The following is a 19,184-nucleotide window of genomic DNA, read 5'->3' on the forward strand; positions in this document are numbered from 1 at the left end:
CGCCGCAGGGGCTTGCCTTCGTAGGGGATAGCGAGGGGTCAGCTGACGGTCTCGCGGTCGTGCTGGCAGACCGAGCAGCTCGTCAGGCCCGCCGCCTCGGCTTCGGCCTGCGTCATGGTCTCCACACCGGTGTCTCCCGCGCCCTGGATGAGGGGGCAGGCGGTGCTGTGGTAGCGGCGGGTGCCCACGATGACCTTCACCGAACCGCCGCCCTTGGCGCCACCGCCGTTCTTGCCCTGGGGCGTGGCCGTTTCGGAAGTCTTGCGCTCCTTGGGCGACGCACCGGCCGTTCCCTTGACGGACGCGGACGAGGGAGCCGGACGCTCCGGAGCGGCGGCCTCACCCTCCGGCCCGGCCGCGCTCTCCCGCCTGGCCGCACTTTCCGGCCTGGCCGTGCCCTCCGGCCTGGCCGGGCTCTCGCGCTTCGCCGGTCCGGCCTGCGGCCTGCCCTTGCCGCCGCTGCCCGACGCGGCCCCCGCCGGGGCGGCGCCGCTCGCGGTGGGCGCTGCGGCAGCTCCTGCCGACGCGGGGCCTGTGGGGGCCGTACCGGCCGAAGGACCGCCCGTCGCGGCCCTGTCCGCGGCCGCGCCCGTTGAGGCGGCGTCCGTGGAGGTGGCGGTTCTGGACGTGGCGTTCTTGGCGGAGGTGTCCTCGGCCCCGGCGCCGGTCGGCAGCGGGCCGCTGGATCGGGCCGATTCGGTCGACGACGCCGGGCGCTCCGGGTCCCCGGCGGCCGGCGAGCCTGCTCGGGAGGCGCCGGGTGCGGGACGGCGTACGCCTGAGGGGGGCGTCATCTCGGAGGCCGCCTCGTCCCTCCGGGGGCGGGGCGGACCGGAAGGTGACCCCCCGGACCGCTCGGGACGGCCCTGGCCGGCAGAGCTTGGCTGGGGCACCGGTGTCCCGTCGGCGGTGACACGCGGCTGCGGCTGGGTGTCGGGATCGCGGTCCGCGGCGTCGGCGTCCGGAGCAGCGGCGCTCTTCCCGGACGGGCGCCGCTCGGGCCCCTCCGGCTTGGCACCGGAAGGCCGCTGCCCGGCGCCGGGCAGCGGCAGGGAAGTCTTGGTCTCCGTCTCGTCCTCGTCACCCTCGACAGAGGCGGAGGTGGACGACTTGCCGCCCCCCGCGGAGCCGGAGGGCTTACGCCCAGCCGCATCGCTGGAGGTGGAAGGCTTACCACCCTCCGCAGAGGCCGGAGGCCTACCACCGGCCGCAGGGCCGGAGGTGGACGGCTTAGGCTTACCACCCTCCGCGGAGCCGGAGGGCTTACCACCGGCCGCAGGGCCGGCCGCAGGGCCGGCCGCAGGGCTGGAGGTGGAGCTGCCGCCGGGCGGGGAAGCCGGGCGGGCCTGGCCGGGCCTGGGGGCTGAGGTGCTGTCACTCGGCTTGGCGCCCGAGGCGTCGTCAGGTCCGGACGGGGTGGAGCCGCCGGTCTTGGGAGCCGCCTTGGCGTCGCCGGGACGGGAGGCGGTCGGCCCGCCGCCGGTCGAGGTGGCGGGGGCGAACCAGCCGGACGCGCTCTCGGCGGGCGAGGCGGCGGGATCTCCGGCGGACGGCCCCTCGGCAGGCGAGGCGGCCTTGCTCCCGGCGGCCGGGGCCGGGGAGGTGGTGTCCGAGCCGGGGGTGGAAGCCTGGGGACCGGACTTCGGCGGGGCGACCGGCGAACGCAGGTCGCGCGTGGACTCGGCGGGCTCCGTCAGGTGTGCTGCGGGGGCCGCGGGCTCGGGGTCGGCGGCAGGCGGCAGCTGCCGTCCGCCGAGCGCGGCGTCGGGGAGGCAGGCGGTGCAGGGCGTGAAGCCCTCCTCGCGCGCCTCTTCGTACGTGAGCTCCTCATGATCCCGGCCGGCCAGCTGGCGGCATCCCGGCACGTGGTAACGCCTGCGTCCGGGAATGACCAGCACGATCGCGTCCGGGGAGATCCCTCTCGCCGTCGCCGGGCGGGGAGCCGCCGGCGCCGGTGCGGGCCTGGTCGCGGGCCCGGGTGTGGGCACGGGTGCCGGCATCGCAGGCGTCCGCTGGTAGGGATGCGGACCTGACGGCTGCTGCGCTCCCATGGGGCCGGGCCGGGTGTGCGGCGCCCCTGGGGGCGCGAGCCCTGCCGGAGGGGGGGTGGCCGGGGTAGCGGCCTGCCCACCGCCGGGGAACAGCTCGTGACGCCGCAGCATCGCTCCGATCACCAGGAACAGCGCCGACAGCACGCTGACCACGATGGACCACATGATCAGGAACGGCTTGGCCAGTACGAAGCCCGCGATCAGCAGCACGACCGCCGCGAGCACCAAACCAGCACTGATAAGGATCACTAGGGGCTCTTTCGAGTGACGGGTCCAGTTGACCCGTTACTTTACCGGCGGTCGTTGTGGGGACCGTCACCGCCGGGGAAGGCGCCCTGCGGAGCCTCGCCGCCGAACGGGTTCGGGCCACCGGGCAGAGGCTGCTGACCACCCTGCGGCACGGAGTGCGACATGGCGGGAGCGCCGGGACCACCCGACATGACCGGGAACCCGCCGCTGCCCTCGGCGGAGACGTTCAGCTCGGCGAGCTGGTTCTCCAGGTAGAGCTTGAGGCGGCTGCGGTATTCGCGTTCGAAGCTGCGCAGCTCCTCGACCTTGCGCTCGAGCTCGTCGCGGGTCTGGACGAGGGAGCCCATGGCCTGACGGTGGCGCTCCTGGGCGTCGCGCTCGAGCGTCTCGGCGCGGGCGCGGGCGTCGCCGATGACCTGCTCGGCCTGGCGGCGGGCCTTGGTGAGGATCTCGTCGGCCTCGCGGCGGGCGCGGGTGACGGTCTCGTCCGCCTCGCGGCGGGCGTCGGCGATCGCCTGGTCGGCGGTCTGCTGGGCGAGGGCCAGGACGCGAGCCGCGGTGTCCATGTTGTCCTCGGCGGGAGGCATGTTCATGGCCACGGGAACCGGCTGGGGCTGCGGCTGCGGCTCGGGGGCCCGCATGGGCTCCGGCTGCGGCGGCTGCATCATCTCCGGCTTGGGCTGCTCCTGCACCGGCGCGGAGGCCATGGGCATGTTCATGCCACCGGGCACCTTGCCACGCAGGCACTCGGCCAGCTTGGCGCGCAGCTCCTCGTTCTCCTGGATGAGTCGGTCTAGCTCGGCCTCGACCTCGTCGAGGAACGCGTCGACCTCTTCCTCGTCGTAGCCCGGCCGCAACCGGGTCGTGCTGAACTGCTTGTTCCGCACATCAGCGGGCGTAAGCGGCATCTTTTGGTCTCCTTGGCGCGCTTTGGAGTCTGTCCGGAGGGACGGTAACCCGAATCACTTCAGCGCGGACACGAGTTGGATCACGACCTGTGCCCCGCGGCCCCCTTCACCGGCCGCCGAACGATCCTACGATGTTGATCAGCAGCAGGACGATGATGAAGAGGACTGTGAAGCTTAGGTCAAAGGCCACCGTACCCAACCGGAGCGGGGGAATGAAACGGCGGAGGAACTTGAGGGGCGGGTCGGTTGCGGTGTATGTGGCTTCGGCGAGCACGAGAACGACCCCGGAAGGCCGCCACTGCCGGGCGAACGCCTGCACTGTCTCGAAGATCATCCGGCCGATGAGCAGCACCAGATAGAGAGACAGGACGACGACCAAGATCTGGCTTACGATCCCCACGGTCTGGCCGCGCCTCCACTTCTGATGTGTCCGCCCGGTCTCGGGGAGACCTGGTTGGATCCGATAGGCATACAGAGACTCTAACTCTGGTTGAAGAACCCGCGTTCCGCGATTCGAGCCTTGTCCTCGGCGGTCACCTCGACATTGGCAGGGGACAACAGGAACACCTTGTTGGTAACACGTTCAATGCTGCCATGTAGGCCGAAGACCAGACCTGCCGCGAAATCGACCAGCCGTTTTGCGTCGCTGTCAACCATCTCAGTCAGGTTCATGATGACCGGGGTGCCGTCGCGGAAGTGCTCGCCGATGGTCCGGGCCTCGTTGTACGTGCGGGGGTGGAGGGTCGTGATGCGGGCCAGATCGGTCGTACGGCGCTCCAGGACCGTCGTGGCGGGCCGCGGCGCGGGGACCCCGGGCTCGGCCTCCTCTTCGCGGTCCTGGACCGTTACGGGACGTTCCTCGCCGGTTCGCGGCCCGTCGTCCTCGTAGGTGTACTCATCCGTGTAGGGCTCGTACCTCTCGTAGCGGTCGTCCTCCACGAGACCGAGGTAGACCGCCATCTTGCGCATCGCGCCGGCCATCGCTACGTCGTCCTCCTGCTCATGGTCTCACTCGCTCGGGCCAGTCGCCGGGCCCGAGGCGGTAGCCGTACCCCCTTGAAGCTCACCGCTGCTCGACCTCTACGGGATCGCGGGCCTGAAGACCCACTTGACGGGACATTACCTGACGAAGAGCTTCCGGCGGCCGAGCAACGCCGTACCGACCCGCACATGTGTGGCGCCGTGCGCGACAGCCTCGGCCAGATCGTCGCTCATCCCCGCCGAAATCATCGTGGCACGTGGATGCCGGTCCTGCACGGCCAGCGCCACATCGCGCAGCCGCGAGAACGCCGCGCCGGGATCGCCCCCCAGCGGCGCCACCGCCATCACCCCGCCGAGCCACAGGCCCGGCGCGGCGGCGATCTCCGTGGCGAGCTCCGGCACCTCGGCGGGACGGGCGCCGCCCCTGGCCGGATCGTCGTCCAGAGCCACCTGGACCAGGCAGCCGACCTCCCGGCCCTGCCGGACGGCCTCGCGGCTGATCGCCTCGACCAGCCGGAGCCGGTCGACTGAGTGGATCACGTCGGCGTAGCCGACGACGGAACGGACCTTGTTGGTCTGCAGCTGCCCGACGAAGTGCCAGGTCAGCGGGAGCCCGGCGCACTCGCGCGCCTTGCCCGCCGCCTCCTGGTCACGGTTCTCCGCCACGTCGCGCAGGCCGAGCTCGGACAGGACGCGCACGTCGGCGGCCGGGTAGGTCTTGGTGACGGCGATCAACGTCACTTCGCCCCGGTCGCGCCGCGCCGCCCGGCACGCTTCGCCGATGCGCCCTTCGACCTCGGCGAGGCCCGAGGCGATCTCTTCCCTTCGCACGCCTCTCCTTCCTGTGCGCCCCCATCTTCCCGCACCCCGTCCTCCGGTACGGCCCCGCCCCCGGAGGAGACGGGCGCCGTCGCGTACGGGAAGAGGGCCCCGGCACAGCGGCGCCGCTCCCCTGGGACGGACGAGGGAGCGGCGGGGGCCTGTCGGGCTATTTCAGGAAGTCGGGGACGTCCAGTTCCTCCTCCTGCTCCTCGAAGACCACCGGGCGACGTTTGGCGGGCTCCGACATGCGGGAGGTGATGGGCGTGGGCGGGTTGGCGGGCTCCGGAGTGGGCCGCGGGATGGAGACGGGGCCGGGCTGGTCGTCCTGGTCGGCGGCCGGCTCCTGGGCGCTCTCGGCGGGCCGGACCGGCTCCGGACGGGGCTCGGGCCGAGGCTCCGGCCTGAACTCCGTACGGGACGGCTCGGGCCGCGACTCCGGACGGAAGTCAGAGCGCTGCTCGGGCCGCGACTCGGCGCGGAACTCCGGCCGCGACTCCGGGCGGAAGTCGGAGCGCTGCTCGGGCCTCGACTCCGGGCGGAAGTCCGTACGGGCCTCCGGACGCGGCTCGGGCCTGAACTCGGCGCGCGGCTCCGGGCGGAGCTCGGGCCTCGGCTCGGGCTTGACGGCGGCCGTGGGCGCGCTCGCGCGCGCAGGCGGCACCGGCGGCGCGGCGGGCGCCTGGGTGGCGGGACGGGCCTGCGGGCGCGGCATCGGCTTCTCGGCCGGCGGCAGGTCGTCGAACCCGGCGGCGATCACGGTGACCCGCACCTCGTCGCCGAGCGCGTCGTCGATGACCGTGCCGAAGATGATGTTGGCGTCGGGCGCGGCCGCCATGGAGACGAGCTGGGCGGCCTCGTTGATCTCGAACAGGCCGAGGTCGGAGCCGCCCGCGATCGACAGCAGCACGCCGTGCGCGCCGTCGATGCTGGCCTCCAGCAGCGGGCTGGATACCGCCATCTCGGCCGCCGCGACCGAGCGGTCGTCGCCACGCGCGTGGCCGATGCCCATCAGCGCCGAGCCGGCGCCCGACATGACCGACTTGACGTCGGCGAAGTCGAGGTTGATCAGGCCGGGCGTGGTGATCAGGTCGGTGATGCCCTGCACACCGGAGAGCAGCACCTGGTCGGCCGCCTTGAACGCGTCGAGCACGCTCACCTGCCGGTCGGAGATCGACAGCAGCCGGTCGTTGGGGATGACGATGAGGGTGTCGACCTCGTCGCGCAGCGTCTCGATGCCCGCCTCGGCCTGCATGGCGCGCCTGCGGCCCTCGAAGCTGAACGGGCGGGTGACGACTCCTATCGTCAAAGCGCCCAGCGATCTGGCGATGTTCGCCACCACGGGCGCGCCACCGGTGCCGGTGCCACCACCCTCGCCCGCCGTGACGAAGACCATGTCGGCCCCCTTGAGGACCTCCTCGATCTCCTCCCGGTGGTCCTCTGCGGCCTTGCGGCCGACATCGGGGTTGGCCCCCGCGCCGAGGCCGCGCGTGAGCTCGCGGCCCACGTCCAGTTTGACGTCGGCGTCACTCATCAGCAGCGCCTGGGCGTCGGTGTTTATCGCGATGAACTCGACGCCCTTGAGTCCCTCTTCGATCATCCGGTTGACGGCGTTCACTCCGCCGCCGCCGATGCCGACGACCTTGATGACCGCGAGGTAGTTCTGCGGTGCTGCCACGACGAGGGGCCTTTCCGCTCGTTGACTTGCCATTTCGGTGCGGATTTCTCCGCGTCTTGTCAGTTCGGGTAACTCTCAACCTCAAGTTGAGATTTAGATTTATGTCAACCTGAGATTGATACGGACAGTAGGAGTTACGCTCCGCGCGGGTCAACTAACCGCGCCGCAAGCACGTCCGGCGTGTCGCGGGCTGTCCGTTTCGCTCCGTGGTCACGCCTGGTCGGGGGCCTCCACCGCCGCTACCCGGTGTACAGGCTCTCATGGCGGGAGGCCCGCAACGGACAGGCTCGGCGGTGCTCCGGCGCCGAGTTTGCCGGGCGTGCGCCCGCGGATCGGCGCGCGGCCTCATTTGAGCGTCACCACGTCGGGCGAGCTCACGTCGTAGACCTCGGCGTCCTGCCGCAGCATGCTCGTCAGGATGCGCGCCTTGGCCTCGGGCCGGTCCACGCCGCCCCAGATGACGGTCCGGCCGTCGGAGAGCGTCAGCGTGACGTCCTCGGCCGTCGTGGCGGCCACCTGGCGCACCCGCCCGCCCAGTTCGCCGGGCAGCCCCACGACGACCTTGAGCGCCGCCATGGTGGCCGGGTCGCCCGCCGCCGGCGCGGCCACCCGCAGCACGGGCAGCAGCGGCGGCGCGACGTCGCGCACCTCGATCACCACGCCGAGCTTGTCGATCAGCGCCGCCCGGTTTCCGGCGGGCACCTGGGCGACCGGCTCCCGCTCCACGACCTCGATCCTGAGGGTCCCGGGCCAGACGCGGTCGACCTTGGCGCCGGCCACCTGTCTGATGGCCTGCACCCGCGCCTGCACGCCGGCGAGGTTGACGGTGGCCAGGGGGTGCAGGTCGGGGACCTGCGCCGCCTGTCTGATCCGGTCGGCGGGCACTGTGACATTTCCCACGATCTCCACAGATCGCACGCCCAGCACCGGCGAGAAGAAGATCAACCACGCGGCCGTCCCCACCACTCCGGCGGTGAGCAGCACCAGGAACACCCTCCGCGCCTTCATCGCCCTCCCAGCGTCGCCGTGTGCCCCCCGAACCTACGCCGCCGGCCCTGGTGGCACCGTGCCGCCACGCCCGCGCGTCAGCCCGACAGCCGGGCGACGATCTGCGGGCCGAGCTCGGTCACGTCGCCCGCGCCCATCGTGAGGACGACGTCGCCGGCCCGCGCCCGCGCGGCCACCAGCCCGGGCACCGACGCCCGGTCGGGCGCGTAGGCGACCCGGTCGGCGGGCAGCGGCACCCGGCCGGCCACGAGCGCGCCCGACACGCCCGGCTCGGGGTCTTCACGCGCCCCGTAGACGTCGAGCACGATCGCCTCGTCGGCCAGGCCGAGCGCGGCGCCGAACTCGTCGGCGAAGAAGCGGGTGCGCGAGTAGAGGTGCGGCTGGAAGATCGCGATGACCCGCCCGTCGCCGGAGTAGGAGGCCACCACGTCGCGCGCGGCCCGCAGGTCGGCCGCCAGCTCGGTCGGGTGGTGGGCGTAGCTGTCGAACACCGCCACGCCGCCCGCCTCGCCCTTGGCCTCGAAGCGCCGCTTGGCCCCGGTGAAGGCCGCCAGCCCGTCTCTGATCTCCTCGAAGGGCAGGCCCAGCTCGTCGGCCACGGCGATGACCGCGGTGGCGTTGAGCGCGTTGTGGGCGCCGGGGACGGCCAGCCGCACCTCGCCGCCGCCCCCGCCGGGCCCCTCGACGCTGAACAGGGTGCCGAACCCGTCGGGCCGCACCTCGCTGACCCGGTAGTCGCCCCGCTCGCCGTAGGTCACCACGCGCAGCCCGAGCGCCCGCGCCTGGTCCGCCAGGTCGGCCGCGCCCGGGTCGTCGGCGCAGGCGACCAGCAGCGATCCGATCCGCTCGGCGAACCGGGTGAAGCTGTCGTGCACGGCGCGCGGGTCGCCGTAGTTGTCCAGATGGTCGGCCTCGACGTTGGTCACCACGGCGATGTCGGGCGCCAGCATGAGGAACGAGCCGTCGCTCTCGTCGGCCTCGGCCACGAACACCTGCCCGGAGCCCTCGTCGGCGCCGAGCCCGGTGGTGACGAGCTGACCGCCGACGCAGTAGGACGGGTCGGCCCCGCACTTCTGCAGGGCGACGGTGAGCATCGAGGTGGTGGTGGTCTTGCCGTGGGTGCCGGCGATGGCCACGGCGGTGCGCCCGGCCATCACGGCGGCCAGGGCGGCGGCCCGCGGGATGACCCGCAGCCGCTGCTTGAGCGCCTCGCCCAGCTCCGGGTTGGAGTCGCGGATGGCGGTGGAGACGACGACGGTGTCGACGTCGCGGATGTGCGAGGCGGCATGGCCGATGTGCACGGTGGCGCCCAGCTCGCGCAGCTCGGTGACCTGCTCGCCGCTGCGGGCGTCGCTGCCGGACACCCGCACGCCGCGCTTGAGCAGGATGCGCGCGATGCCCGACATGCCCGCGCCACCGATGCCGATGAAGTGCACCCGTCCCAGTTCTTCTGCGGCTACGGGATCGACCAGCTTGACGAGACTCATCGGGCTATCTCCAACACTTTCCTGGCGAGTATGAGGTCGGCGTCCTTCCTCCCCAGTCTGGAGGCGGCCTCCGACATGGCGGCGACCCGCTCGGGGTCGTGGAGGATGGGCAGCACGTGGTGAACGATCCATTCGGCGGTCAGTTCGGCGTCGTCGACCAGCAGGCCGCCGCCGCCCGCTGCGACGCGCCCGGCGTTGAGCCGCTGCTCCCCGTTGCCGTGCGGCAGCGGCACGTACGCGGCGGGCAGCCCGACGGCGGTCAGCTCGGCGCAGGTGAGCGCGCCGCTGCGGCACAGCGCCAGGTCGGCGGCGGCGTAGGCGAGGTCCATGCGGTCGACGTACGGGAGCAGGACGTATTGCGGGTCGCCGGGCGGCGGCTCGTGCTCGACGGTGTTCTTGGGGCCGATGACGTGCAGCACCTGGACGCCGGCGCGGCGCAGCGCGGGGGCGGCGGCCAGCGCGGCCTCGTTGATCGACCTGGCCCCCTGGGAGCCGCCGAACACCAGCAGCGTCGGCCGGTCGGTCTGCAGCCCGAACCAGGAGCGCGCCTTGTCGCCGGTGGACAGCCGGTCGAGCTCGACGATCTCGCGGCGCAACGGGGTGCCGATGAACTCGGCCTTGCCCAGCGCCCCGTCGGGGAAGCCGGTGAAGACGTGCTCGGTGAGCCGGGCGCCGAGCCGGTTGGCCAGGCCGGGGCGCGGGTTGGCCTCGTGCACGACGATCGGCACGCCGCGCCGCTTGGCGGCCAGGTAGGCCGGGGTGGCCACGTAGCCACCGAAGCCGACCAGGACGTCGGCCCGGACCCGGTCGAGGACGGCGGCCATGGCGTTGACCGCGCCGGCGAGCCTGCCGGGGACGGTGAGCAACTGCGGGGTGATCGCCCGGGGCAGCGGCACGGCGGGGACCAGCTCCAGCTCGTAGCCGCGGGCCGGGACCAGCCTCGTCTCCAGGCCGCGCTCGGTGCCCACGCAGGTGACTCCGACGCCCGGATCGAGGCGGCGTAGCGCGTCGGCCAGGGCGAGAGCCGGCTCGATGTGCCCGGCCGTCCCGCCACCGGCGAGGACCACCCTCATGTCGGTCACTCCCTAACGTCTGTCTCGGCGTCTGGTCGTACGCCCCAGGCCAAGCCAGCTTAGGCCCCGGGCGGCCGGTCCGGGGCCACGTGCGGCCAGAGCCTCACGCGCTCCGGGCTCCCGCTTGGCGAACGACAGCAGCATGCCCAGTGCGGCGAGCGTCGGCAGCAGCGCGGAGCCGCCGTAGGAGACCAGCGGCAGCGGGATGCCGGTGATGGGCAGGACGCTGAGCACGGCTCCCATGTTGACGAGGCCCTGCCCGACGATCCAGGCGACCACGGCGACCGAGACGAGGCGGACGAAGGCGTCGTTGACGCGGGAGGCGACCCGCAGCCCGGCGTAGCCGAGCAGGCCGAACAGCGCCACGACCAGCAGCGTGCCCATCAGCCCGAGCTCCTCGCCGAGTACGGCGAAGATGAAGTCGCTCTCGCCGTGCGGCAGCCACGACCACTTCTGCCGGCTGCTGCCCAGCCCGAGGCCGAACCAGCCGCCGGAGCCCATCGCGATCTGCCCCTGGACCGCCTGGTAGCCGGCGCCCTGCGCGTCGGCCCACGGGTCGAGGAAGGAGCTGACGCGGGCCATCCGGTACGGCTCGACCCGGATCATGATGATCGCGGCCAGCACGGCCAGCGACAGGATGCCGCCGAACAGCTTGACCGGCGCCCCCACCACCCACAGCAGCGCCAGGAAGATCATGAAGAGCACGATCGTGGTGCCCAGGTCGCTGCCCAGCATGACCATGGTGGCCAGGATCACGGTGCCGGGCATGAGCGGGATGAGCATGTGCCGCCACTCGATGCGCCCGGCGCGGGCCCGGCGCGCCAGCAGGTCGGCGCCCCACAGCGCCAGGCCGAGCTTGGCCGGCTCCGACGGCTGCAGGAAGATCGGGCCGAGGTCGAGCCAGCGCTGCGCGCCCAGCTCCGACCGGCCGAAGGCGAGCACCAGGATCAGCGCGACGATCGACAGCGCCATCAGCGGGTAGCCCGCCCACCGGAAGAACTTGTACGGCAGCCGCGTGCACACCCACATGACCACCACGCCCAGCGCGGCCGACAGCGACTGCCTGATGAACCAGGAGAACGGGCTGCCGGTCTTGTGCATCGCCTCGATGCTGGAGGCCGACAGCACCATCATCAGCCCGAGCGCGAGCAGCAGCGTGACGCACCCGATGATCAGGTAGTAGGTGGTGAGCGGCTTGTCCAGCAGCTCCCGCAGCGCGCCGAGCCGTTCGCGGGCCCAGCCCGACGGCTCCTGGGTGGCGCGCGGGCGCGGCTCCTCGGGCGCGGGCGGCTGCTCGGAGGTGGTGGTGCTCACGTGGCCGCCTCTAGCCCGCGTACGGCACGCGCGAAGGCCTCCCCTCGCGCAGGGTAGTTGGCGAACATGTCCAGCGACGCGCCCGCCGGGGACAGCAGCACGGTGTCTCCGGGGGAGGCCAGCCGGGAGGCTTCGGTGACGACTCGGTCCATCACACCAGTGTCTTGGCCGGAGATGTCCACCACGGGGACATTCGGCGCGTGTCGCGCGAGAGCTTCGGCGATCCGGGCGCGGTCGGCGCCGAGCAGCACCGCGCCACGCAGTCTCGGCGCCGCGTCCCGTACCAGGTCGTCCACGTCGGCGCCCTTGAGCTGGCCGCCGGCCACCCACACGATCGACGGGTAGGAGGAGAGCGCGGCCGAGGCGGCGTGCGGGTTGGTGGCCTTGGAGTCGTCGACGTAGTCGACCTCGCCGACGCGGGCCACGTGGGACAGGCGGTGCGGGTCGGGCGTGAAGTCGCGCAGGCCCTGCCGCACGGCCTCGGAGGAGACGCCGAGCGTGCGGGCCAGCGCGGCGGCGGCCAGCGCGTTGGCGACGTTGTGCGGCGCGAGCGGGCGCACGTCGGCCAGCGTGGCGAGCTCCTCGGCCGACTCGGCGGGGTCGGCCACGAAGGCCCGGTCGACCAGCAGGTCCTCGACCACGCCGAGCTGGCCGGGCCTGGGCACGCGCAGCGTGAAGCCGACCGCGCCGGGGTAGGGGGCGGCCAGCCGGGCGACCTCGGGGTCGTCGGCGTTGTAGATCACGGTGCCGGCCCGCTCGTAGAGGCGGCCCTTGTCGGCCGCGTACGCCTCCATCGACCCGTGCCAGTCGAGGTGGTCGGGTGCGAGGTTGAGGATCGCGGCGGCGTGCGGGGCCAGCGTGGCGGACCAGTGGAGCTGGAAGCTCGACAGCTCGACCGCGAGCGCGTCGTACGGCTCGCGCACGGCCTCCACGACGGGCACGCCCACGTTGCCGACGGCGGCCGCCTTGCGACCGGCGGCGAGCAGGATCGAGGTGAGCATCCGCACGGCGGTCGTCTTGCCGTTGGTGCCGGTCAGCGCCAGCCAGGGGGCGGCGTGCGCGGGCCGCAGCCGCCAGGCCAGCTCCACCTCGCCGACCACCTCGACGCCTGCGTCGAGGGCGGCGGCGATGAGCGGGTGGTGCGGCGCCCAGCCGGTGGTGACCAGGCGGGTGGCGCCCTCGGGCAGCTCCAGCGGCCCGAAGCGGACCTCGACGCCGCGCCCGGACAGCTCGGCCGCGGCGGCGAGCTGCCGCTCCCCCTCGGCCGACTCCACCACGACGACCCGCTCGCCGTGCGCGGCCAGCACGCGGGCGGCGGCGGTGCCGGACACGCCGAGCCCGGCGACGCAGGTGAGGCTCATCAGCGGGGCATCCATTCGAAGTAGAACAGCCCGAGCCCGAGCGCCGCGCACAACCCGGCGACCAGCCAGAAGCGGACCACGATCGTGGTCTCGGCCCAGCCCTTGAGCTCGAAGTGGTGCTGCAGCGGCGCCATCCGGAACACCCGTTTGCCGGTCATCTTGAAGAAGCCCACCTGGATGATCACCGACATCGTGATGATCACGCACAGCCCGGCCAGGATGATCAGCAGGAGCTGGGTACGGGTGGCGATCGCCAGGCCGGCCAGCACGCCGCCGAGCGCGAGCGACCCGGTGTCGCCCATGAAGATCTTGGCGGGCGGCGCGTTCCACCACAGGAACCCGACCAGCGCGCCGAGCACGGCGGCGGCCACCACGGCCAGGTCGAGCGGGTCGCGCACCCAGTAGCAGTTGGGGCCGAGCTGGTCGATGCAGTTGTTGCGCAGCTGCCAGTTGCCGATCAGCACGTACGCGCCGAGGACCACGCCGGTGGCGCCGCTGGCCAGGCCGTCGAGGCCGTCGGTGAGGTTCACCGCGTTGGAGAACCCGACGATCATGATCAGGACCCAGACGGTGAACGCCACGATGCCGATCGACGGGCCGAAGTCACGCAGGAACGACAGCCGGGGCTCGGCGGGCGTGATGTCGTAGATGTTGGGGTTCTGCGTCACCATCACCGCGAAGATCGCGCCGATGATGAGCTGGCCGAGCGCCTTGGCGCCGCTGCGCAGGCCCAGGCTTCGCTGCTTGTAGATCTTGATGAAGTCGTCGAGGAAGCCGACCGCGCCGAGCCCGGTCATCAGGAACAGCACGAGCAGCCCCGAGATCGTCGGCTTCGACAGCATGGCCAGGTGTGAAGCGCCGTAGGCCAGCAGCGAGGCCAGCACGATGACGGTGCCGCCCATGGTGGGGGTGCCACGCTTGCCGTGGTGGCCGGACGGGCCCTCCTCGCGGATCTCCTGGCCGTAGCCGCGTCTGGAGAACAGCCGGATGGCCAGGGGGGTGCCGAGCATGGAGAGGATCAGCCCCACCGCGCCGGCGATGATGATGTCGGTCACTGGGCGGCACCCCCGAGCAGCAGCTCGGCCGTGCGTTCGAGACCCATCGCCCGGGGGCCCTTGACCAGCACGACGTCACCGGGCCGCAGCCACCGGCCCAGCTCGGCGGCCGCCGCCTGCGCGTCGGGCACGTGCGTGATCAGCGGCGGCCCGCCCGCTCCCGGCGGCCCGCCGGCCGCGGCCAGCCGCCTGGCCTCCTCGTGCGCCCCTTCGAGTACGGGGGCCGCGTCGGAACCGGCCACGACGAGGCCCGCCAGGCCGCTGGTGGCCGCCAGCCGGCCGACCTCGGTGTTGAGCGCCTGGCTGTCCTCGCCCAGCTCGCGCAGGGCGGCGATGACGGCGAAGCGGCGGCGTCCCCGGCCGAGCGTGCCGAGCGCCTCGAACGCGGCCCGCATCGAGTCGGGGTTGGCGTTGTAGGCGTCGTTGACGATCGTGACACCGTCGGGCCGGTCGGTGACCTCCATCCGCCACCGGCTGCGCGGCTCGGCCTGCGACAGCTCCTCGGCGATGGTGGCGACCGGCAGGCCCAGCTCGTAGCCGGCCGCGGCCGCGGCCAGCGCGTTGTCGACCGCGTGCGCCCCGTACAGCCTGAGCCGGACGGGGGCCGCGCCCGAGGGGGTGCGCAGCGTGAACGCGGCGCGCCCGCGCTCGTCCACGGTGATCTCCTCGGCCCGGATGGCGGCGTCCTCGCCCCGGCCGAACAGGGTGACGCGGGCCGAGGTGCGCGAGGCCATCGCGCGCACCAGCGGGTCGTCGGCGTTGAGCACCGCGACGCCGTCGCCCGGCAGCGCCTCGACGAGCTCGCCCTTGGCCTTGGCGATGGCCTCCTTGCCGCCGAACACGCCGATGTGCGCGGTGCCGACGTTGAGCACCACGCCGATCCGCGGGGGCGCGATGCGCGCCAGGTCGGCGATGTTGCCGATGGTGCGGGCACTCAGCTCCAGCACCAGGTAGCGGGTGGCGGCGTCGGCCTTGAGGACGGTGAGCGGGTGGCCGATCTCGTTGTTGTGGTTGCCGGCCGGCGCGATCGTGGGGCCGATCCTGGCGGTGAGCCTGGCCAGCAGGTCCTTGGTGGTGGTCTTGCCGGCCGAGCCCGTCACGCCGATCACGGTCGCCGCCGTCAGCGCGGCGGCCTGCGCGGTCGCCAGCTCGGCGAGCGCGGCCGTGGCGTCGGGCACGATGATCGCGGGGCCCTCGACCGGCCGGCTGGCGAGCACCGCGACGGCACCGGCCCGCAGCGCCTGCGCGGCGAAGTCGTGGCCGTCGACCCGGGCGCCCGTGTAGGCGACGAACAGCGATCCCGGCGCGGCTTCCCTCGAGTCGATGACCACGGGGCCCCGCACCACCGCGCGGGGGTCGGCCATGCCCGACAGGGCGCCCGAGGTGATCTCGGCGATCCTGGCCAGAGGCAACGGGATCATGCGTGCTTCCTGCTTTCCTTGCGTGCGTCGATCGCGGCGGCGACCACCTCCCTGTCGTCGAAGGGGATCACCTCGCCTGAAACGTACTGGCCCTGCTCGTGGCCCTTGCCGGCCACGACTATCACGTCACCGCGCCCGGCCCGGCCGACCGCCAGGTCGATGGCCGCGGCACGGTCGGGCTCAATGATCACATGGGCGCGCTCGTGCCGGGGAACGCGCAGCGCCCCCTCCATCATGGCGGCCAGGATGTCCAGAGGGTCCTCGGAGCGCGGATTGTCGCTCGTGAAGACCGCCACATCGGCCAGCCGGGCCGCGGCCTCGCCCATGAGCGGCCGCTTGCCCGCGTCGCGGTCACCGCCGCAGCCGAGCACGACGGTGAGCGTGCCGTCGGTGACCTCGCGCAGCGAGCGCAGCACCGACTCGACGGCGGCGGGCTTGTGCGAGTAGTCGACGACGGCCTGGAACTCGTCGCCGGAGGCGGTGACCCGCTCCATGCGGCCCGGCACCCCGGTCAGCGTGCCGACGCCGCGCACGGCGTCCTGCAGCGGCACCCCGGCCTCGACGAGCGTGACGATCGCGCCGAGCGCGTTGGCCACGTTGAACGGGCCGGGCAGCGAGATCCGCGCCCCGGCCTCCACGCCGCCGGGACCGGTCACCCGGAACGCGCTGCCGTCGGCGCCCAGCCGGACGTCCAGCGCCCGCCACTCGGCGGCCGGGTCGCCCAGCGCCGAGAACGTCGTCATCGGCACCTTCGCCACGCGCAGCAGCTCGCGGCCGTAGGCGTCGTCGAGGTTGGTGACGCCGCAGCGGCTCAGCTCCGGCTGGAACAGTCTGGCCTTGGTCGCGAAGTAGTCGTCGAAGTCCTTGTGGAAGTCGAGGTGGTCCTGCGACAGGTTGGTGAACAGCGCCACGTCGTAGAAGACGCCGTCGACCCGGCCGAGCGCCAGCGCGTGGCTGGAGACCTCCATGGCGGCCGCGGTGACGCCCTGCTCCCGCATGAGCGCGAACAGGCCGTGCAGCTCCGACGCCTCCGGCGTGGTCAGCCTGGCCTCGAAGCGCAGCTCGCCGGCGTGGATCTCGACGCCGCCGACCAGCCCGGCGGTGTGCCCGGCCGCGCGCAGCCCGGCCTCCAGCAGGAACGTGGTGGTCGACTTGCCGCTGGTGCCGGTCACGCCGAGGACGGTGATGCCGCCGGCGGGCCTGCCGTAGACCCAGGCGGAGATCTGGCCGAGCAGCGCGCGCGGATCGGGCACGATGAGCACCGGCAGGCCGGTGGCGACGGCCGCGTCGCGGCCGCCCGGATCGGTCAGCACCGCCACGGCGCCGCGGGCCAGCGCCTCGGCGGCGAAGTCCGCGCCGTGGGCGCTGGCGCCCGGCAGGGCGACGTAGAGATCTCCGCGCCGGACCTGGCGGGAGTCGATGGTGACGCCGGTCAGCGCGGCACGCGGCGAGCGCGTGGTGCCTGAATCGGCGTCGAGCATGGTGGCCAGCCCGGTGAGCGGGCGGGGCGGACTGCTCGTTGGACGCATAGACGACGGGGGACGCACGGCGGCAGCGTACCTTTCCCGGTCACTGTCCCGCGCGTGTCCGCACCGGGGAGGCGGCGGAGCCTGTGGGAGGAATCTTCCTGCTCTTGATGGCGAACGTCATCACATCCTTGAACACCGGCGCGGCCAGTTGCCCGCCGAAGTGGCCGTTCTTGGGGTTCTGCAGCACCGACAGCACCACCAGCCGGGGCGCGTCAGCGGGCGTGAAGCCGACGAACGAGGCGGTGTAGCCGTCGTAGCGGCCGAGTTCGGCATCGTAGCGGTTGGCCGTGCCGGTCTTGCCCGCCACCCGGTAGCCCGGGATGGCGGCGAGCTCGCCGGTGCCCTCCGCGCTCACCGCGGACTCGAGCATCGTGGTGATCTCCTTGGCGGTTTCCTCGCTGGTCACCCTGGTCTGCTTACCGGGAGGAGCGGGGACGAACCTGCCGGCCTCGTCGGTCGCGCCCGCGACGATCTGCGGCTCGATCTTGACGCCGCCGTTGGCGATCGTCTGGTAGACGCTGGCCATCTGCAGCGCCGTGACCGACACGCCCTGCCCGTAGGCGACCGTGCAGCTCTGGCTGCCGGACCAGGTCTTGTAGTCGGGCAGCAGCCCGGCCTCCGCGCCCGGCACGCCGCCGCCCGGCCGCGAGCCGAACCCGAACGCCTTGAGCATCTCGTACAGGCCCTGGCTGCCGACCTTGCGCGCGGCCATGACGGTGGCGACGTTGCTGGACTCGGCCACCGCCTGCTGGAAGGTCATGTCCTCGGGCGGGTGCGGGTGCGCGTCGCGCAGCACCCGGTCGGCGCACTGGATGTGGTCCTTCACGTGGAACACCGTGCCCGGGTCGACCACGCCCGCCTCCAGCGCGGCCGCGGCGGTGATGACCTTGTTGGTGCTGCCCGGCTCGAAGACCTCGGCTGCCGCGCGGTTGACGTACTGGGACTCGGGGGCCTTGCGCCAGTTGTTCAGGTCGAGCTCGGGGGCGTTGGCCATGGCGATGATCTGCGCCGTCCGGACGTCCATGACGATCACGGTGCCGCTGCTCGCGCCCGACTTCCTGGTCTGCTCGGCGATGGCCTTCTGGGCCGCCCACTGGATGTCGCGGTCGACGGTCAGCCGCACGTCGCGGCCGTCGACCGGGGGCGTGCGCTGGCTGCTGGTCATCGGGATGCGCAGGCCGTCGCGGCCCGTCTCCATCCGCACCTCGCCGTCGCGGCCGGCCAGCACCGAGTCGCGGGCCTGCTCCATGCCCGCCAGGCCGCTCTTCTCGTCGCCGACGAACCCGATCAGGCTGCCGGCCAGGTCACCGCCCGGGTAGACGCGGCGGTACGTCTCCGTCGCGGTCAGCGACGGGATCGGCTCCTTGAGCAGGCTGGTGGCCACCACCGGCTCCACGTCCCTGGCCAGCAACTGGTAGCGGGTGTCGACGCGGGCCAGCTTGGCGGCCATCTCGCGCTCGTCCTTGCCCAGGTGGCGGGCCAGCAGGGCGGCCACCTTCGCCCGCACCGCCTCGGGGACCTTGGTCGGGTCGATGGCGATCTCCCGGGCCTCGACGGTCACGGCCAGGGCGTGGCCGTTCGCGTCGGTGATGGAGCCGCGCTTGGCCTGGATCTCCTCCGTCTGCTGCCGCTGGTCGACCGCGGCCGCCTCGTACACCTTCGAGTCGAGGCCCTGCATCTGGATCAGGCGGCCGGCGAAGATCGACAGCACGAAGGTCATGACGATGAGGCCGATGTTGATCCGCCGGCGCGGGTTGCCCAGCCGCAGCACCAGCGGCGGCCTCGGCGGCATCGGCGGCCTCCCGCCCCCCGGCCGCGTCCCCCTGGGCGGAGGCCGCCGGCCGCCGTCCTCGCGCCCGCTGCGGAAGCCCTCGCCGCCGTCGCGGCCCCGGTGCCCGTCGGAGCCGTCCCTGGTACGTCCCCGCGCCCCCTGCGACACGTCCCGCGACGACCGCCCGGCGGCCCCGCCATACGCATCCCGCCCCCGCTCGGCCCGACGCTCATCCGCACCTGACCGCCGCCCGGTTCCGTCGGAATGGCGGTCGTCGGCACCGGAGCGCCGCCCGGTTCCGTCGGTGCGGCGGTCGTCCGCACCGGAGCGCCGGCCGGTTCCGTCGGTGCGGCGGTCGTCCGGGCCGGAGCGGCGGCCGCCGGCGCTGGGGCGCCTGCCCGGCGCGTCCTGCCTGTCGCCACGGCCGCGCGGCCGGTCGTCACCCTGAGGGCTGCGGCTCCTCGGCCGCTCGCCCCCGT

At 73.1% G+C, this 19,184-nt stretch carries 15 protein-coding genes; all 15 read right to left on the reverse strand.

Features of this window, described 5'->3' with window-relative positions; translation table 11 throughout:
* Window positions 1-38: 38 nt before the first annotated feature.
* Window positions 39-2,300, reverse strand: a complete 2,262-nt coding sequence (locus ADY59_RS50135) for a hypothetical protein (RefSeq protein ID WP_156325604.1) — start codon at window positions 2,298-2,300, stop codon at window positions 39-41.
* 41 nt (window positions 2,301-2,341) lie between these two features.
* Window positions 2,342-3,208: a DivIVA domain-containing protein gene (locus ADY59_RS19465; RefSeq protein WP_049564085.1), complete on the reverse strand. Its 867-nt coding sequence runs from the start codon at window positions 3,206-3,208 to the stop codon at window positions 2,342-2,344.
* Window positions 3,209-3,314: 106 nt separating this feature from the next.
* Window positions 3,315-3,608 (reverse strand): YggT family protein, encoded by a 294-nt coding sequence (locus ADY59_RS19470; protein ID WP_049564087.1) that lies wholly within the window; start codon window positions 3,606-3,608, stop codon window positions 3,315-3,317.
* 80 nt (window positions 3,609-3,688) lie between these two features.
* Complete coding sequence (locus ADY59_RS19475) at window positions 3,689-4,189, reverse strand: cell division protein SepF (RefSeq protein ID WP_049564089.1); 501 nt, start codon at window positions 4,187-4,189, stop codon at window positions 3,689-3,691.
* Window positions 4,190-4,327: 138 nt separating this feature from the next.
* A complete protein-coding gene (locus ADY59_RS19480; protein ID WP_049564090.1) occupies window positions 4,328-5,020 on the reverse strand; it encodes a YggS family pyridoxal phosphate-dependent enzyme in 693 nt (230 codons plus the stop codon).
* A gap of 157 nt (window positions 5,021-5,177) precedes the next feature.
* Window positions 5,178-6,686 (reverse strand): cell division protein FtsZ, encoded by a 1,509-nt coding sequence (ftsZ, locus tag ADY59_RS19485; protein WP_049564092.1) that lies wholly within the window; start codon window positions 6,684-6,686, stop codon window positions 5,178-5,180.
* A 345-nt stretch (window positions 6,687-7,031) separates the two neighbouring features.
* Complete coding sequence (locus ADY59_RS19490; RefSeq protein ID WP_049564094.1) at window positions 7,032-7,694, reverse strand: cell division protein FtsQ/DivIB; 663 nt, start codon at window positions 7,692-7,694, stop codon at window positions 7,032-7,034.
* 77 nt (window positions 7,695-7,771) lie between these two features.
* Window positions 7,772-9,181 (reverse strand): UDP-N-acetylmuramate--L-alanine ligase, encoded by a 1,410-nt coding sequence (gene murC / locus ADY59_RS19495; RefSeq protein ID WP_049564096.1) that lies wholly within the window; start codon window positions 9,179-9,181, stop codon window positions 7,772-7,774.
* Window positions 9,178-10,254 carry an undecaprenyldiphospho-muramoylpentapeptide beta-N-acetylglucosaminyltransferase gene (gene murG / locus ADY59_RS19500; RefSeq protein ID WP_049564097.1) on the reverse strand — a complete coding sequence of 359 codons (1,077 nt, stop codon included), beginning with the start codon at window positions 10,252-10,254 and terminating at the stop codon, window positions 9,178-9,180. Before murG ends, murC begins: the two co-directional genes overlap by 4 nt.
* Window positions 10,255-10,266: 12 nt before the next feature.
* Window positions 10,267-11,568 carry a putative lipid II flippase FtsW gene (ftsW, locus tag ADY59_RS19505; protein ID WP_049564099.1) on the reverse strand — a complete coding sequence of 434 codons (1,302 nt, stop codon included), beginning with the start codon at window positions 11,566-11,568 and terminating at the stop codon, window positions 10,267-10,269.
* Window positions 11,565-12,944, reverse strand: a complete 1,380-nt coding sequence (murD, locus tag ADY59_RS19510) for a UDP-N-acetylmuramoyl-L-alanine--D-glutamate ligase (RefSeq protein WP_231618789.1) — start codon at window positions 12,942-12,944, stop codon at window positions 11,565-11,567. The genes ftsW and murD overlap by 4 nt, the downstream gene beginning before the upstream one ends.
* Window positions 12,929-13,984: a phospho-N-acetylmuramoyl-pentapeptide-transferase gene (mraY, locus tag ADY59_RS19515; protein ID WP_049564102.1), complete on the reverse strand. Its 1,056-nt coding sequence runs from the start codon at window positions 13,982-13,984 to the stop codon at window positions 12,929-12,931. The genes murD and mraY overlap by 16 nt, the downstream gene beginning before the upstream one ends.
* Window positions 13,981-15,405, reverse strand: coding sequence for a UDP-N-acetylmuramoyl-tripeptide--D-alanyl-D-alanine ligase (locus tag ADY59_RS19520; RefSeq protein WP_049564104.1), 1,425 nt, complete (start codon window positions 15,403-15,405; stop codon window positions 13,981-13,983). The genes mraY and ADY59_RS19520 overlap by 4 nt, the downstream gene beginning before the upstream one ends.
* Window positions 15,402-16,934, reverse strand: a complete 1,533-nt coding sequence (locus ADY59_RS19525; RefSeq protein ID WP_049564106.1) for a UDP-N-acetylmuramoyl-L-alanyl-D-glutamate--2,6-diaminopimelate ligase — start codon at window positions 16,932-16,934, stop codon at window positions 15,402-15,404. The genes ADY59_RS19520 and ADY59_RS19525 overlap by 4 nt, the downstream gene beginning before the upstream one ends.
* Before the next feature lie 40 nt (window positions 16,935-16,974).
* Window positions 16,975-18,726 carry a peptidoglycan D,D-transpeptidase FtsI family protein gene (locus tag ADY59_RS19530; protein ID WP_049564108.1) on the reverse strand — a complete coding sequence of 584 codons (1,752 nt, stop codon included), beginning with the start codon at window positions 18,724-18,726 and terminating at the stop codon, window positions 16,975-16,977.
* Window positions 18,727-19,184: the final 458 nt, after the last annotated feature.

The sequence above is a fragment of the Nonomuraea sp. SBT364 genome (assembly GCF_001083785.1).
GTDB lineage: Bacteria > Actinomycetota > Actinomycetes > Streptosporangiales > Streptosporangiaceae > Nonomuraea.